Annotated in this window: 13 protein-coding genes; 4 read left to right on the top strand and 9 right to left on the bottom strand. The window is 67.0% G+C overall.

Annotated features, from left to right (window positions below; all coding sequences use genetic code 11):
• Positions 1 to 112, top strand: a 112-nt coding sequence (locus tag AC5P6A_RS18500; protein ID WP_288042072.1) for an IS3 family transposase, incomplete at its 5' end; no start/stop codon positions are given.
• Between the two features lie 156 nt (positions 113 to 268).
• Here AC5P6A_RS18500 and AC5P6A_RS18495 read toward each other — a convergent pair.
• Positions 269 to 1,252 (bottom strand): LysR family transcriptional regulator, encoded by a 984-nt coding sequence (locus AC5P6A_RS18495; RefSeq protein ID WP_019660022.1) that lies wholly within the window; start codon positions 1,250 to 1,252, stop codon positions 269 to 271.
• Positions 1,253 to 1,459: 207 nt separating this feature from the next.
• Between AC5P6A_RS18495 and cysK the strand changes: the two genes are divergently transcribed.
• Together cysK and AC5P6A_RS18485 are read left to right on the top strand one after the other, a co-directional pair.
• Complete coding sequence (gene cysK / locus AC5P6A_RS18490) at positions 1,460 to 2,419, top strand: cysteine synthase A (protein ID WP_019660021.1); 960 nt, start codon at positions 1,460 to 1,462, stop codon at positions 2,417 to 2,419.
• 213 nt (positions 2,420 to 2,632) lie between these two features.
• The gene (locus tag AC5P6A_RS18485) at positions 2,633 to 3,232 is read left to right on the top strand and encodes an O-acetyl-ADP-ribose deacetylase (RefSeq protein WP_019660020.1); all 600 of its coding nucleotides are present in this window, start codon (positions 2,633 to 2,635) and stop codon (positions 3,230 to 3,232) included.
• Positions 3,233 to 3,323: 91 nt separating this feature from the next.
• Here AC5P6A_RS18485 and AC5P6A_RS18480 read toward each other — a convergent pair whose 3' ends face one another.
• The 8 genes from AC5P6A_RS18480 to gap form a co-directional block, all read right to left on the bottom strand.
• Complete coding sequence (locus AC5P6A_RS18480; protein ID WP_329842978.1) at positions 3,324 to 4,472, bottom strand: ABC transporter substrate-binding protein; 1,149 nt, start codon at positions 4,470 to 4,472, stop codon at positions 3,324 to 3,326.
• Positions 4,473 to 4,601: 129 nt separating this feature from the next.
• On the bottom strand, positions 4,602 to 5,606 hold the full coding sequence (locus tag AC5P6A_RS18475) for a class I fructose-bisphosphate aldolase (RefSeq protein ID WP_019660018.1): 1,005 nt from the start codon (positions 5,604 to 5,606) through the stop codon (positions 4,602 to 4,604).
• 161 nt (positions 5,607 to 5,767) lie between these two features.
• On the bottom strand, positions 5,768 to 7,234 hold the full coding sequence (gene pyk / locus AC5P6A_RS18470) for a pyruvate kinase (protein WP_021203676.1): 1,467 nt from the start codon (positions 7,232 to 7,234) through the stop codon (positions 5,768 to 5,770).
• A 210-nt stretch (positions 7,235 to 7,444) separates the two neighbouring features.
• Positions 7,445 to 8,098: an HAD hydrolase-like protein gene (locus AC5P6A_RS18465; protein WP_329842977.1), complete on the bottom strand. Its 654-nt coding sequence runs from the start codon at positions 8,096 to 8,098 to the stop codon at positions 7,445 to 7,447.
• Complete coding sequence (locus AC5P6A_RS18460) at positions 8,095 to 9,270, bottom strand: phosphoglycerate kinase (protein WP_021203677.1); 1,176 nt, start codon at positions 9,268 to 9,270, stop codon at positions 8,095 to 8,097. The genes AC5P6A_RS18465 and AC5P6A_RS18460 overlap by 4 nt, the downstream gene beginning before the upstream one ends.
• A 723-nt stretch (positions 9,271 to 9,993) precedes the next feature.
• Positions 9,994 to 11,370, bottom strand: a complete 1,377-nt coding sequence (locus tag AC5P6A_RS18455; protein ID WP_058982358.1) for a DUF3999 domain-containing protein — start codon at positions 11,368 to 11,370, stop codon at positions 9,994 to 9,996.
• On the bottom strand, positions 11,367 to 14,042 hold the full coding sequence (locus AC5P6A_RS18450) for a DUF2339 domain-containing protein (RefSeq protein WP_329842974.1): 2,676 nt from the start codon (positions 14,040 to 14,042) through the stop codon (positions 11,367 to 11,369). Before AC5P6A_RS18450 ends, AC5P6A_RS18455 begins: the two co-directional genes overlap by 4 nt.
• A gap of 125 nt (positions 14,043 to 14,167) precedes the next feature.
• Positions 14,168 to 15,172: a type I glyceraldehyde-3-phosphate dehydrogenase gene (gap, locus tag AC5P6A_RS18445; protein ID WP_019660012.1), complete on the bottom strand. Its 1,005-nt coding sequence runs from the start codon at positions 15,170 to 15,172 to the stop codon at positions 14,168 to 14,170.
• Between the two features lie 193 nt (positions 15,173 to 15,365).
• Between gap and AC5P6A_RS18440 the strand changes: the two genes are divergently transcribed.
• Complete coding sequence (locus AC5P6A_RS18440) at positions 15,366 to 15,995, top strand: OmpW/AlkL family protein (RefSeq protein WP_329842972.1); 630 nt, start codon at positions 15,366 to 15,368, stop codon at positions 15,993 to 15,995.
• Position 15,996: the final 1 nt, after the last annotated feature.

Raw genomic sequence — 15,996 nt, 5'->3', positions numbered from 1 at the left:
GCTGGTGGAATACATCCAGTACTACAACCAAGAGCGAATCAAATTGAAATTGAAGGGCCTGAGCCCGGTACAGTACCGGGAGCAGGCCCAACAGGCCCAATCGGCCGCCTGACCCCTGTCCAAGTCTCGGGGGTCACTTCAGGGACGGGTTTACGGCGTCCCCGCACTCCGACACCGCCCCGCCATCCCACGGAATACCGCTTCTGCTGTTGCTGTTGCTTGAATGCCGCAGCAGGTGCAGGGCTGCAAGCCCTGCTCGACCAACCCCTCACACCGTGATGGTCTGGGTCAGTGACTCCCACGTCGGCGGCACCGGCCACGCTGCCGCCTGGTTGCCATCCAGCACCCTGCGCAGGTCACGCGGATCAATCTGCGGTGCCAGCACGTGCACCAGTTCCAGCGCGTAATCACGCAGCACCCGGTCGCGCGGCAACACCGCCCAGGCGATGCACTCGGCGATCGGGTCCGGGGCCGGCCACGAACGCAGGTCTTCATCGTTGGAACTGACCGCCATCTCGGCCAGCAGGCCTACGCCAAGACCCGTGCGCACGTAGGTCTTGATCAGGTCCGCATCCAGCGCGGTCAGTGCCAGATCGGGCACCAGCCCATTGGCGGCGAAGGCGCGTTGCAGGGATGAGTTCGGTCGGGTCGAGGATTCGTAGCTGATCAATGGCTGGCGGGCCAGCGCGGCCAGGTCCGGTGCGCGGCCGGCGCGGTCCAGCGGATGGCCCTTGGGCACCACCACCAGGCGCCGCCACCGGAACAGCGGCACTGCGATGCCATCGGTGGGCTCACCGCCTGCGGTGCTGATGATCGCAATATCGGCATCACCCTGGTTCAAGCGGTCCAGCGCGTCGGCTTCACCGGCCTGCTGCAGGTGCACGCTGACCTGCGGGTAGGCCTGCTTGATCGCCGCCACCGCCGGCGGCAGCACGAAGCGCGCCTGGGTGTGCGTGGTGGTCAGGATCAGCTGACCCTGGCTCTCGCGACGCTGGTTTGCCGCGTAGGTGCGGATGTTGTTGGCCTCAGCCAGCACCGCGCGGGCGCGGGCGATGACCTCGGTGCCGGCTGGGGTGACCGACTCCAGGCTGCGGCCCTTGCGCACGAACAACAGAAAGCCGAGCTCGTCTTCCAGCTGCTTGAGCTGCTTGGACAGGCCGGGCTGGGTGGCGTGCACGCGCGAGGCAGCGAGCGTGATGTTCAGCTCGGCATCGGCAATGGCAACCAGGTAGCGCAGCTGGGTCAGCGTCATGGGAGGCAGGCGGCGTGGGGCGGAGGTCCACTCTAGGGTCAATTGCCGTCACCAGCTTATAACCAAAGGTTGTTTAAGAAAGGTATCTGGTCATTTCCGGGCGTCATATGCCGGCGCTACGGTCAGCCGGCAGCCGCTGGCCTGAACAGCCAGCCCTCCCCCTTTGCCCGCCGAAGCCCGGCGCGGCCCCGTTTCCGGAGCGCTTCCATGGCCCTGTACGAGTCCATCCTCGATACCGTCGGCAACACCCCCATCGTCAGGCTGCAGCGCCTGGCACCGCCACAGGTCAGCGTCTACGCCAAGGTCGAGTCATTCAATCCGGGCGGCTCGGTCAAGGACCGCCTGGCGCTGGCAATCATCCTCGACGCCGAAGCGCGTGGCCTGCTCAAGCCAGGCGACACGATCGTGGAGGCCACCTCGGGCAACACCGGCGTGGCGCTGGCGATGGTCGCTGCCGCGCGCGGCTACAAATTCGTGGCCACGATGGTCGAGACCTTTTCGGTGGAGCGTCGCAAACTGATGCGCGCCTATGGCGCGAAGGTAATCCTGACCCCGGCCGCCGAGCGTGGCAGCGGCATGGTGCGCAAGGCGCGCGAACTGGCCGAGCAGCATGGCTGGTTCCTGGCCAGCCAGTTCGCCAACCCGGCCAATCCGGCTTATCACCGCAACACCACGGCCGCCGAGATCCTGCGCGACTTCGCCGGCAAGCGGCTGGATTACTTCGTCAGTGGCTGGGGCACCGGCGGCACGCTCACCGGCGTGGGCGAAGTGTTGAAGGTCGCGCGCCCGCAGACCCGCGTCATTGCTACCGAACCCGCCGGCGCCGCCCTGCTCAAGGGCGATGATTGGAAACCGCACAAGATCCAAGGCTGGACCCCGGATTTCGTGCCGGACGTGCTCAACCGCGATGTGGTGGATGAACTGGTGTCGGTGGAGGATGACCGCGCCATCGCCACCGCGCGCCGACTGGCGGCGGAGGAAGGGATCTTCGTCGGCATCTCCGCCGGCGCCACCGTGGCCAGCGCGCTGGACGTGGCAGCCCGCGCTGAGCCGGGCTCGGTGATCCTGGCGATGCTGCCGGACACCGGTGAACGCTATTTCTCCACGCCGCTGTTCGCCGATGTGAACGAGGGTTCCGACGACGACTGGCTGGCTGGCCTGCCATGACGCGAGCCGCCGGGCATTGCCTGGCGCCACCGCCTGCCGCGGATCCATGACCGCTTCAGCCTGCGTGAAGGCAGCGACCGCCATCGTGCGTGAAGGCCGTCGGATCGCAGCGCGTGAGACGGTCATGACGCAGTATCGATGCCCTGTCCCCTACCGTGGGGTACAGCCGGCGCAGAGGCTGCGCGGAACACCTCACAGGCAGGAGACGGACGCATGAAGATCGAAGTTTGGCAGGGTGACATCACGACCCTGGCGGTGGATGCGATCGTCAACGCGGCCAACGAAACATTGCTCGGCGGCGGTGGTGTGGACGGCGCGATCCATCGTGCGGCCGGCCCCGCATTGCGGGCCGAGTGCGAGCGGTTGCCCGAGCTGCGCCCGGGCGTGCGTTGCCCGACCGGCGAAGTGCGTGCCACCGGCGCTTACGCCTTGCCGGCACGGCATGTACTGCACACGGTGGGCCCGGTCTGGCACGACGGCCAGCGCGACGAGCCGGCATTGCTCGCCAACTGCTACTGGAAATCACTGCAGCTGGCCGAGTCGCTGGGGGTGCAGTCGATCGCCTTCCCGGCGATCAGCTGCGGTGTGTATGGCTATCCGCTGTACCAGGCGGCGCAGATCGCCGTGACCGAGACACTGGCCTGGCAGCGCAGCCATGCGCAGCCGATGCGCATCGTGCTGGTGGCGTTCAATACCGCGACGGCCAAGGCGTACCAGCAAGCGTTGAGCGCCGCCGGGCAAGGCGCAGACGGCGAACCGCGCGGCTCGATGCTGTCGCCGCTGGGTGATGCGGGCTTCGCCGCCGCGCACTGAATCCGGCGGTCAGCGTCAAGGAAAAGGCCGGGCATTGCCCGGCCTTTCCTGTTGCGCCCTTGTCCACACTCCCACGGAGTGTGGAACACGCTCAACGGCTGGCAGCTTCCACCGCGGCGGCATCATCGGCCGCAGCAGCGGCCGCGTCGGCAGCGGCACTTGCCGCCGAAGCAGCAGCCCCATCGGCGCTGGCGCCGTCCACCTGCACACGCACTTCCACCATGCCCGCGCCGTTGCTGAGGCTGGACACCTCGACGGTGTAATGACCGGCAGGCAACGCTTCTTCCAGGCGTGCGTTGGTATCGTTGCCACCGTCATCGTCGGTCAGTTCGACATCGCCGCCAACCACGCGCAGCACGGTATCGACCTGGCCGGAGATTGCATCCAGCCGCACATTGGTCGGACGGTCCAGCGTCAGCAGGAAGCGGCGGACGCCATCGTTATCGAGCATCGTGTACACGCTGCCGGACTTCGGCAGTGCGGTGCCATCGCGATCGACCAGGTTGCCCGGCAGCTCGATCCGATTGGCCGACAAGGTGAACATGCCACTGACGCCGTCGCCGAGGCCACGCGCGGTCAGCGTGTACTTGCCCGGCTTCAGCGACAGGGTCAGGCGCGAGTTGGTGCTGTCCCCGCCGTCGTCATTCTCGGCATCCACGCCCTGCCCGGACAGCTTCAGCACCGGGTCGAAGGCGTCCGAGACCAGCCGGATCTCGTACAGGCCCGCCTTGTCCACCTGCAACGTGTAGTCCTGCGAGTTGCTGGCCAGCATATCGACGATCTCGCCACTGCCCGCCAGCGGCTTGCCGTCGTACGGCTTCAGCTTCTCGGCGCGAAGGCGATAAGGGCCGAACGCGGTCGGGCCATCAGCGTTGACTGCCACCTGGTAGGTACCACCGCCGTTGGCACGGAAAGCCAGCGAGACGTCCCCCTCGCGCTCATAGCCTGTGTTGCTGGTGGATACCAGGCTGCCGTTGTTGAACACCGCAATCGAGCCGCTGAGGGCACCAGTGAGCTTCAGGCCGACCAGATCCCTGTCTTCCAGCTTGATCTGGTAGAGCTGGTGATGGCTGCCGTCATTGAAGTTGATGCCGCTGCGCGAGGTGATCTCGCCGGAGACCGGCTTGTCGAAATCGAGCGACGCGGCCTTGCCTGCCTCGGCACCGCCGCCACCGATGCGGTTGCACCCGCCGGCGACCAGGACCGTGGCTACGGCCAGTGTGATTGCTGCCAAACGCATGTTGTTTCTCCTTGGCCTTCCATGTGGTTCCCACGCACCGGCCGGGCGCATGGGGGCGGAAAAGATACCCGCAAAAGCAAACGCCGGCGTGATGCCGGCGCTGCCTTGTTCATCCAGCGATGGGACGGATCACCCGTTCCACTTGCCCAGCGCGGCCAGGCCATTGTCCCTGGCGCGCTCGTACACGGTCTTCTGGGCAGCAGCGTAGTTGCCCTTCATGTCCTTGGCCCACAGCTTCAGCGCGGCCTGCTGCATGGCACGGCCGTAGGAGAAGCTCAGCGGCCACGGCAGGTTGCCCAGCTGGTTCATCGCGTTCAGGTGCTCGGTGGACTGCTCGTCGCTCTGGCCACCGGACAGGAACACCACGCCCGGCAGGATGGCCGGCACGGTGCTCTTCAGGCACATCACGGTCGACTCGGCCACTTCCTCGACGTCGGCCTGCTCTTCACAGTCCTTGCCCGAGATGACCATCGAAGCCTTCAGGATGGTGCCTTCCAGCAGCACGTTCTGCTGGTACAGGGCGTCGAACAGCGAACGCAGGGTCGCTTCGGTGACTTCGTAGCAGGTCTCGATGTCGTGGTCGCCGTCCATGATCACTTCCGGCTCGACCATCGGCACCAGGCCGCATTCCTGGCACAGCGCTGCGTAGCGGGCCAGCGCATGGGCGTTGGACTCGATGCAGGTGCCCGACGGGATGCTCTCGCCGATGTTGATCACAGCACGCCACTTGGCAAACCGCGCGCCCAGCTTGTAGTACTCCTGCAGGCGCTCGCGCAGGCCATCCAGGCCTTCGGTCACCAGCTCGCCCGGGCAGCCGGCCAGCGGGTGCGCGCCCTTGTCCACCTTGATGCCCGGAATCATGCCGTGGTCGGCCATGTACTTGGCGAACGGCACGCCGTCCTTGGTCGACTGGCGGATGGTTTCGTCAAACAGGATGGCGCCGGAGATGTGCTCGTTGAGCTTCGGCGTGGTCAGCAGCAGTTCGCGGTAGGCACGACGGTTCTCCTCGGTGTTCTCGATACCGACGCCAGCGAAACGCTTGGCGATGGTAGCGGTGGATTCGTCGATCGCGATGATGCCCTTGCCCGGGGCAACCATGGCCTGGGCGGTTTCAGCCAGCTGTTCGATGCTCATGTACTTCCTGTGGCGGGTGCGGGAAAAACACAAGTATAGCCCCGCCGCCCGTTGCGCCGGCGTGCAGGCCAGAATGGAAACGATTCCAATGTCGGCGCAGGACAAGCGATGTCCTGCGGCACGGGGTCAGAGCCCTTGCTGGGATCCGACCCCGGCGGGCCTCAGAGGTCGCCCAGGCCGATGGCGCGGCCGTCCTCTCCCACTTCCAGCAGGCGCAGGGTATTGGTGGCACCGTGGGTTTCCATGTGCTCGCCACTGGTGAACACGACGCGGTCACCGGCCTGCAGCAGTTCGGCTTCCACCAGCAGGCGGATGCTGCCGCGCGCGGCTTCGCGCGGGGTCAGGCCCCGGCTGTCGAAGTTGATCGGGAACACATCGCGCATCAGGGCCATCTGGCGGCGCGCGCCGTCGTGGCGGGTGACTGCGAACACCGGCGCCTTGGCGCGGAACCGCGACAGGTAGCGGGCGGTGCCACCGGATTCGGTCATCGCCACGATCGCACGCACGCCCACGTGCTGCGACAGGAACATGGTGGCCATGGCAATCGCCTGGTCGGCACGTTCCAGATTACGCGGCGAGGCGTTGAAGTCGGTCTCGGTCTGGAACTGGCGCTCGGCACCCAGGCAGATACGCGCCATCGCTTCCACCGCCTTGACCGGCCAGGCACCGGCAGCGGTCTCGGCAGACAGCATCACCGCGTCGGTGCCATCGATGACCGAGTTGGCCACGTCCAGCACTTCGGCGCGGGTCGGGATCGGGCTTTCAACCATCGACTGCAGCATCTGCGTGGCGGTGATCACCACCTTGTTCTGCGCAAGCGAGGCCTTGATGATCTTCTTCTGCAGGCCGGGCAGCTCGGCATCGCCGATTTCCACGCCGAGGTCGCCACGGGCGACCATCACAACGTCACTGGCCTCGACGATCTCTTCCAGGTTCTCGATCGCCTCGGTGCGCTCGATCTTCGACACCAGCGCGGCATCGCAGCCGTGCGAGCGGGCGATCTCGCGCGCGTCGTTCATGTCCTGCGCGTTGCGGCAGAACGACACGGCGATGAAGTCGACACCGATCTTGGCGACGATGCCGATCAGTTCCTTGTCGCGCTCGGTCAGTGCGCCCAGCGAGAGGCCACCGCCCTGCTTGTTCAGTCCCTTGCGATCAGACAGCGCGCCGTCGTTGAGCACGGTGCTGATGATGCGCTCGCCCTGCACCTCCACCACCTGCAGCTGCATCAGGCCATCATCGAGCAGCAGGACATCGCCCGGGCCGACGTCCTGCGGCAGGCCGAGGTAGCTGACGCCTACCTGGGTCGCATCGCCGGGGCCGGCGTTGGTGCTGGCGATCAGGTCGAAGCGGTCACCCGCCTTGAGCTGCACCTTGCCTTCGGCGAAGCGCTCGATGCGGATCTTCGGGCCCGGCAGGTCGGCCAGGATGCCCACTTCCACGCCCACGCGGGCAGCGGCGGCACGCACTTCGGCGGCACGCTTGGCCTGGCCGGAGGGGTCGCCATGGCTGAAGTTCAGGCGTACCACGTTGACGCCGGCGCGGAAAAGATCCTCCAGCACGCCCGGCGGATCAGTGGCCGGACCGAGGGTGGCAAGGATCTTGGTGCGACGCTGACGCTCGAACATGGTGAATGGGCCTCTCCCGGTAAAGGACGGAAATTAGCACATCCTTCACGTCGCATGTATACGGTTACAGCCTTGTGCCGCTTGTCTTCGCGGGTCATGGAACGGACATCACCCGGACATACGCCGGCGCAGGCAGTTCTGTAGAGCCGAGCCCATGCTCGGCTGGGCATAGGCCGAAGCAGCCGAGCATGGGCTTGGCTCTACAGGAGCCTAGGCCAACAGCGTCGTCAGCTGCGCCGGCTCACGGGCCAGCTGGCCCGCGCCGGCTTCGGTCAGTTCGGCCTCACCGCCAAAGCCCCACAGCACGCCCACACTGCGCAGGCCGTGGTGGCGCGCGCCTTCGATGTCCATGCGGCGGTCGCCGATCATCCAGCACTGCGCAGGCTGCACCTGCAGCCGACGCAACGCCTCGCCGACCAGTTCCGGCTTGTGGCTGCGCGAGCCGTCCAGGGTCGAACCGACGATCTCCTCGAACAGCCCGCCGAACGGCAGGTGGGCAAGGATGCGGCGCGCATGCGGCTCGTTCTTGGCCGTGACCACCGCCAGGCGGTGGCCGCGACCATGCAACGTGCGCAGGGTGTCCTCCACCTGCGAGTACACCGTGTGCTCGCGCCAGCCTTCGACATCGAAGCGCTCCCGGTAGTAGCCCACTGCCTGTTCCACCCGCGCCGGTTCACCGAACAGCGGCATGAAGGTGGTACGCAGCGACGGACCGATCCAGCCCCGCAGGGTGTCCTGCGGCGGCACCGGGTACTCCATCTTCTGCAGCGCATAGGCGATGCAGGCGGTGATGCCCACCTGCGAATCGATCAGCGTGCCGTCCAGGTCGAAGAACAGCACATCCTTGCCGCGCTCGCCACTCATGCGCCGCGCGCGTCGAGTGCGGCCACCGCCGGCAGGGTCTTGCCTTCCAGGAACTCCAGGAACGCACCGCCGCCGGTGGAGATGTAGCTGACCTGCTGGGCGATATCGAACTTGTCGACCGCGGCCAGGGTGTCCCCACCGCCGGCGATGGAGAACGCCTTCGAGCTGGCGATCGCGCGGGCCAGCGCTTCGGTGCCCTTGCTGAAGGCTTCAAACTCGAACACGCCGACCGGGCCGTTCCAGACCACGGTGCCGGCCTTCTCGATCAGCTGCGCGTACTGCGCGGCGGTCTGCGGGCCGATGTCCAGGATCAGGTCGTCTTCGGCAACGGCATCGACCGCCTTCACTTCCGCGGCAGCGTCGGGCAGGAACTGCTTGGCGGTGACCACGTCCACCGGCAACGGAATGTCGGCGCCACGCGCCTTCGCATCGGCCACGATCTTCTTCGCCGTGTCCAGCAGGTCCGGTTCATACAGCGACTTGCCGACGTTATGGCCAGCGGCAGCAATGAAAGTATTGGCGATGCCGCCACCCACGATCAGCTGATCGACCTTGCCGACCAGGTTGGCAAGCAGTTCCAGCTTGGTGCTGACCTTGCTGCCGGCGACGATGGCCAGCAACGGCTTGGCCGGTGCATCCAGCGCCTGCGCCAGCGCGTCCAGCTCGGCCATCAGCAGCGGGCCACCGGCCGCGACCGGTGCGAAGCGGATGACACCATGGGTGGAGGCCTGCGCACGGTGCGCGGTGCCGAAGGCATCCATCACGAACACATCGCATAGCGCCGCGTACTTCTTCGACAGGGCTTCATCGTCCTTGCCCTCGCCGACATTCATGCGGCAATTTTCCAGCAGCACCAGCTGGCCCGGCTGCACCTCGACGCCGTCGACCCAGTCACGCACCAGCGGAACCTCGCGGCCGAGCAGTTCGGACAGGCGCTGGGCCACCGGCGCCAGAGAATCGGCTTCGCTCCACACGCCTTCTTTCGGGCGCCCCAGATGCGAGGTGACCATCACCGCCGCGCCCTGCTCCAGCGCACGCTTGAGCGTCGGCAGCGAAGCGGTGATGCGCTGTTCGGAAGTGATGCGGCCATTCTCGATCGGCACGTTCAGATCCTGGCGGATCAGCACGCGCTTGCCGGAGAGGTCGAGGTCGGTCATGCGGACGATGGACATGGGCAACTCTTTGGCTCAGGGACGGGATGCCGGGGTACGGCAGACGGCCATTGTATCGGGTGCGGGTGGTGGGAGGGTCGATGCCTGCGGCAGGCAGAGGCGCACGGCAACGGCAACGGCAACAGCAACTGCCAAAGCGCTGACGCTTCATGATGCTGGGGGTGGGCCGGGGCGGTGTGGGCTGGCAGGGGGCGCCGTGAATCCGTCCATGGAGGCTTGGCAGCCGCATCCATGCGGCTGACACCCTGCCAACCCACACCGCCCCGGCCTCGACAGGTTCATGTGACGGAGCGGATGGCAAAGGCAAGAGCGGTTTCTGATGTCGGAGAAAAATGTAGAGCCGAGCCCGTGCTCGGCTGGGTCTATCGCGAACAGCAGCCGAGCGTGGGCTCGGCTCTACAAAGAGCGCCCTGCCAAGCAGCTTTTGCTCTTCTTTTTTTCTTTCCGTGGGTGGACGCACACGGAAATTGTCAGAGGCCGGGCGGGGTGGGTTCGCGGGAGTGTCAGCCGCATGGGCCCGAGGCATGCCTCGGGCGGGTTGGGCAGGACGCCCAACCCCGGTCTTGCCGGGTGCGCAGGACAGCGCACACGAGCAAGCCGCTGCCAAGCCTACAAGGACGTACTTGCGGCGTCTCCCGCGAACCCACCCCGCCCGGCCAAGCACGGCTTTTGCTTTACGCGACCAACCGCCCACCCACGAGGGGCTGCGCCGTTTGCCGGAACCTACGCCGAAGGCGCCGGCTTCTGCCGAAGCAGGCTGACCGCCAGGCCGCCAACAACCAACACACCCAGCCCCAGCAGCGCCCACAGCAACCACGCCTTCCAATCGTGCTGCGGCTTCAGCGCCGCATCGCCGGCCAGCGGTTCCGGACTGCCTTCCAGGCGCGCCAGCGTCGGCTGCCACGACGGATCATTACGCTGGCGCAGCTCTTCAATCAGCACGCCGATCGGCGCTTCCATGCGGCGCGCGGTCGCGCTGCCCACTGCCAGTGCATATGGCGCTGCACCCTGGCTCAGGAACACCAGCACTTCGGGTTGATAACCCAGGCGCAGGGTGGGTGCGGTTGCCGTTTCGGCGGGGTTCGCCACCAGCTTCCAGTAACGATCGCGGTGCACGCCGCCCAGCGGTTGCGCAGCCGATTGCTGCCGTTGGCCCTGCGCGCCCTGCTGCAGCTGATAGGCAATCCACGGTGCGCTGCGGCGCTGCCACTCCGCGCTCTCGTCATCGCGGCTGAACAAAGTCCACTGCACCAGGCTGTTGTCAGTGCTGGCCACGTCGGCACGCGCCGCCGGGAAGCGGCCATCCATCTCGAAGGTGTACTCGCCCTTGCCCTTCGAGGTCGGTGCCAGCGACAACCACTCCCATGGCAGTGTGGCCGGTGCCGGCGGCAGCTCGGCCAGTACGCTGCGCAACGTTGGCAGACGGGCATCGCCCTGCGCCAGCACGCGCAGATAGCGCGCTTCCCCATCCACCTGCAGGCGGCGCTGCAGCAGGCGCTTGCCGGCGCGCTGCAGGTCCACCAGCGGAATGTCGCGGCCAAGTGCACGCCAATGCTGCAGGTCGTCGCTGACGTCCAGCTGCACCTGAGCCTGCAACGGCTGGCCACTGTCGGCCCAATCCAGTACCAGCGCCGCCAGCGGCTGCTGGCCCAGCACACTGGCGTCGATCAGCCAGCCGCCCTGCCCGTTGGCCCTTGCACCGCCAGTCACACGTGCTTCCACGCGACGGACACGGCCATCGGTATCGCGCTCGGTCAGCAACTGCAGGTCGTTACGCTGTGCTTCGGCCAGCGGCGGCAACGCGAACCACGGCAGTTCCCGCTGCACCGGCGGTTGTGCCAGCGGCTGGTCCGGCGCGAGCAATGCCGACGGCAACGATTGGCCGGCGGCATTGAACACCTGCACGTCACCCAGGTCTGCGCTACCGGAGCGACGGTAGATCGCCGGTTCCAGCACGACACGGTAGGCACCCGATTGTGCGCTGGACAACGTCAGCGGCCACTGTTCGGCGTACTGGGTACGGTAATCGGCAGCCTGTGCGGTGATGGCGGCCAGCATGCCGAACATCGCCGGCAGCAGCGCCCTGCTCCACGTCTTCATTGTTTTTCCTCCACGGTCGGCGCCGCGCTGGGCGGTGCCGGTGCCAGATAACCCACGACCGTGCACAGCAGGCCGTAGGCGATGAACGATGCGATGCCCAGCAGGTTGCCCAGGTGCTGGCGATCGACAAGCACCAGCTTGGCCAACACCACGCCCATCAGCACCGCTCCCACCATCCACAACACGCGCTGGCCGCGGCGCGAACCCCATACCCAGGCGATCACGCCGAGCACGCTCCACAGCACGGTCAGGCTGGTCTGCGCCAGGCTGGAACGCATCATCGACGAACTCCACGACAGGCCGCCCCACTGATGCACGCCGTGCAGCACCAGGCTGGTCAGCGCGACGAAGGTGGCCAATGCCAACAGCGGCAGCCGGATCTTCACCAGTGCCTGCGGCGCCTGCCCGCTGTACAGCCAGCGCGCCAGCAGCGCCAGGCTCAACCACTGCCCCAGCTCGGCCGGGTTCAACACCGGCAGCCACGGCAGCGGCGCTGCGTCACCCGGCAGCAACTGGCCGAACAGCCAGCCTGCGGACAGCAGGCCGAACAGCACGCACTGCAACGGTAGGCGCACGCTGTCGAAGGCAGCCCCCAGGGGCCACCGCAGTGCGTCCCAGCGCCACAACGACAGCGCCGCCATCAGCAGCCACGGCAGCGTGAACAGCAGCAGCGTCCAGCCCTGTGCCAGCCCGGCCTCGCCACCGCCCCACAGGGCCAGCAACGAAAGCAGCGACGGCCACAACAGCCACCACAGGAACTGCGCGATGCGTGCCACGGTGTTGCCGCCCTGGCGCAGGCACAGCAACGTACGGACGCCCAGCGCCGCGAACACCGCCCAGGCCAGCGCGCCATAGCCGGCGAACGGCTGCTGGTGCGCATCGCTCTGCATCAGCGCCAGCGGGAAGCCCAGGGCCAGCATCGCCAGCGCGGTGACGCCCAGCGCGCGTGCCGGCTGGCGGCGCTGCACTTCAGCCGCCAGCCAGGCCGTGGCTGCGACCAGCACAAGCAGCGCGTCGGCCTGGGTGCGGTGCGGGAAGAAGCGGAAGATCTCGTGCACCAGCCCCCCCAGCCACCACAGCAGGCCCCACAGGTAGTAAACCAGTGCGATCTCGTGGCGCACCCTGCGCTGGTAGCTCCACGCCGAGGCGAACCCGGCCAGGGCCAGCAGCAACGCACCGATGGCGGTCGGGTTGAGCAGGAAGCGGGCGTCGTCGAGCCAGTGGTCGGCGCCTGCCACAAAGGCGAACGCGGCGCCGATCTGCAGCAGCGCACCGGACACCTGCGGCAGCCAGCGCTTCTGGCGCAGGCCCAGCCAGGCCAGGCCCGCGCCTTCCAGCGCAAACACCGCGCCGGTGGCGCGCGCAGACAGTGCCAGTGGCACCGCCAGCGTGGCGAAGCCCACCGCCAGCACCGCATGCGACTGCGCCAGCACGGTGTAAGACGCGCGCGCGATCAGTGCCCGCGCCAGTACGGCGTAGATCGCCGCCAGGCCCAGCGCGCACAGCGCCAGCGTCATCGGCTGCTCGTGCAGCATGCCCGCCTGCATCGAGAAGGCAACCAGGGGCGTGCCGAACACCAGGCTGCCGTCGACCAGGTCACGTCGCCCGGCGGGCTGCCGGCGCGCGTACAGCAGCGGGATCAACAGGTAGAAGGCGAAGAACAGCAGCAGGAACGGCTCGGTGCTGCTGAACTTGTCCGGCGCGTACTGCAACACGCCCCAGAACGTACCGATGCCGAAGGTAAAAGCGAAGCCAAGCAGGTTCAGCGCACGCCACGGACGGAACCAGGCGATGGCGAAGATGCCAGCGTTGAGCACCGCGTAGTAGCTGAACAGCCCCACGTGGTTGCCACTGCCGGTGGACAGCCACAGCGGTGCCATGAAGCCGGCGAGGATGCCCAGCACCGCCAACGTGCGCGAATTCTGCACCACCGCCAGCACGCACAGGCCGGCCACCAGCGCGATCGAACTGGCGAAGGCAAACCCGGGGTTGAGCAGCTCGAACCGTTTGAAGGCGGCGAAGATGATCAGCAGCAACACGCCGATGGCACCGCCCTGCAGTGCCAGTGCGAACAGGCGCCGGCGCTCGCGCTGATGCCAGCCGAACGCCAACAGGCCCAGCGCACCCACCGTGACGCCGGCCAGGCGCAGCTCGATCGGCAACACCAGCCAGCCCTGGTCGCTGACGTACTTCAACAGCGCAGCAACACCGGCCAGCAGTACCAGCATGCCGATCTTGACCGGCACGTTGCCCTCGGTGAACCAACGCTTGACCGCGCCAATGCCGCGCTCGATGAAGTTGGGCAGTGCCGGTTCGGGGGGCAACGGCGGCTGCACCGGCGCGGGTGGCACCGGCGGTGGTGCGACCGGGCGCGGCGCCTCCACTGCCGCAGACACCGCTTCGCGCACCGGCGGTGGCGTTGGCTGGGGCGGAGGCGGTGCGGCAGCCGCCACCGGCCGCAGGAACGGCGGATCGGCGCCGGCCACAGGCAGGGGCGCAGACCGTTCCGGCGCAGGCTCGGCTGCAACCGGCCGGGCGGCCGGCGCGGCAGCCATGGCGGCCTCCAGCGCGGCCACACGGCGGCGCAGGCCGGCAATCATCACCAGCGCCACCACCAGCAGCAGCGGGATGGCCAGCAGAACCAGTACCACCAGGGCTATGAGTGCTTCCATTGCATGCTTCCATTGCAATCCCGCGCCCCAGCGGCAGCGGTCGACCGGCCCATGCTACGACAGGGCTGGCCCCATAAACGACGAACCCCGGCCAGGCCGGGGTCCGCGTGCGATCTTCGCCGGCCTTACTTGGCGGCGACAACCTTGGCCATTTCCAGGCACTTGTTGGAATAGCCCCACTCGTTGTCGTACCACGACACGAGCTTGACGAAGGTGCCGTCCAGGGCGATGCCGGCGTCTGCGTCGAACACCGAGGTGTGGGTTTCACCGACGAAATCGGTGGCCACCACCTTGTCTTCGGTGTAGCCCAGGATGCCCTTCAGCGCGCCTTCGCTCTGTGCCTTCACTTCGGCGCAGATCTCGGCGTAGGTGGCTTCCTTTTCCAGCTCGACGGTCAGGTCGACCACCGACACGTCGGAGGTCGGGACGCGGAAGCTCATGCCGGTCAGCTTCTTGTTCAGTTCCGGAATGACCACGCCGACGGCCTTTGCCGCACCGGTGGACGACGGAATGATGTTTTCCAGGATGCCACGGCCGCCGCGCCAGTCCTTGTTGGACGGGCCATCGACGGTCTTCTGGGTGGCGGTGGCCGCATGCACCGTGGTCATCAGGCCACGCTTGATGCCCCACTTGTCATTGATGACCTTGGCCAGCGGGGCCAGGCAGTTGGTGGTGCACGACGCGTTGGAAATGATGGCCTGGCCGGCGTAGGTCTTGTCGTTCACGCCGAACACGAACATCGGCGTGTCGTCCTTCGACGGGGCCGACATGATGACCTTCTTCGCGCCCGCATCGATGTGCTTCTGCGCGGTTTCCTTGGTCAGGAACAGGCCGGTGGCTTCCAGCACCACGTCGGCGCCGACTTCGTCCCACTTCAGGTTGGCCGGGTCGCGTTCCTGGGTCAGGCGGATCTTCTTGCCGTTCACCAGCAGGTCGTTGCCCTGCACGGCCACGTCGGCCTTGAAGCGGCCGTGCACGGAGTCGTACTTGAGCATGTACGCCAGGTAGTCCGGCTCCAGCAGATCGTTGATGGCCACGATTTCGATGTCGTCGCCGAAGTTCAGCACCGCCGAGCGCAGGACGTTACGCCCGATGCGACCGAAACCGTTGATACCAACCTTGATTGCCATTTCTCAAGCTCCTGCGGCCGCGACAGGTGCGGCGGGATGGATAGGGCCCACAAGTCTAGCAAACCGCCGCTGGCCACCGTGGGCCAGTCGGGGGCCGCCGGCGGGCCCACGGACAGGATTTGATCCGGATCAAAGCGTTAGCACGGCGTGAGGCCGAGACTGTCGCCATCCACCCAGCAACGAGATCACCCCCATGCGCAAGACCTCCCCCCTGATCCTGGCCGGCCTGGCCGCCGCCCTGTCCCTCGCCGCCGCCCCGGCCATGGCCCAGTCCAAGGGTGACTGGACCGTCTCGGCCGGCGTCCACCAGGTGGCGCCGAAGTCGAACAACGGCAGGCTGGCCGGCGGCACCCTGAAGGTCGACGTCGACAACGACGTGAAGCCGACCATCACCGGTGAATACTTCATCGCCGACAACCTGGGCATCGAAGTGCTGGCCGCGCTGCCGTTCAAGCACGACATCAACATCAACGGCCTGGGCCGCGTGGGCAGCACCAAGCAGCTGCCGCCGGTGGTGACCCTGCAGTACCACTTCAACAGCAAGGGCAAGGTCTCGCCGTTCGTCGGCGCCGGCGTGAACTACACGACCTTCTTCAGCGAAGACACCACCGGCGCATTGGCCGGCAGCAAGCTGAAGCTGCAGGATTCGTGGGGCCTGGCCGCGCATGCCGGCATCGACTTCGCGATCGGCGAGAAGGGCGCCCTGCGCGTGGACATGCGCTGGATCGACATCGACAGCAAGGTGAAGTTGAACGGCGAGAAGATCGGCACAGTCAACATCGATCCGCTGGTCTACGGCGCGTCGTACGTCTTCAAGTTCTAAG

It is taken from the genome of Stenotrophomonas sp. YJH_SMC_20 (assembly GCF_059367845.1).
The sequence above is the reverse complement of the archived record's forward strand: the minus strand, read 5'-3'. Positions and strand labels throughout refer to the sequence as shown.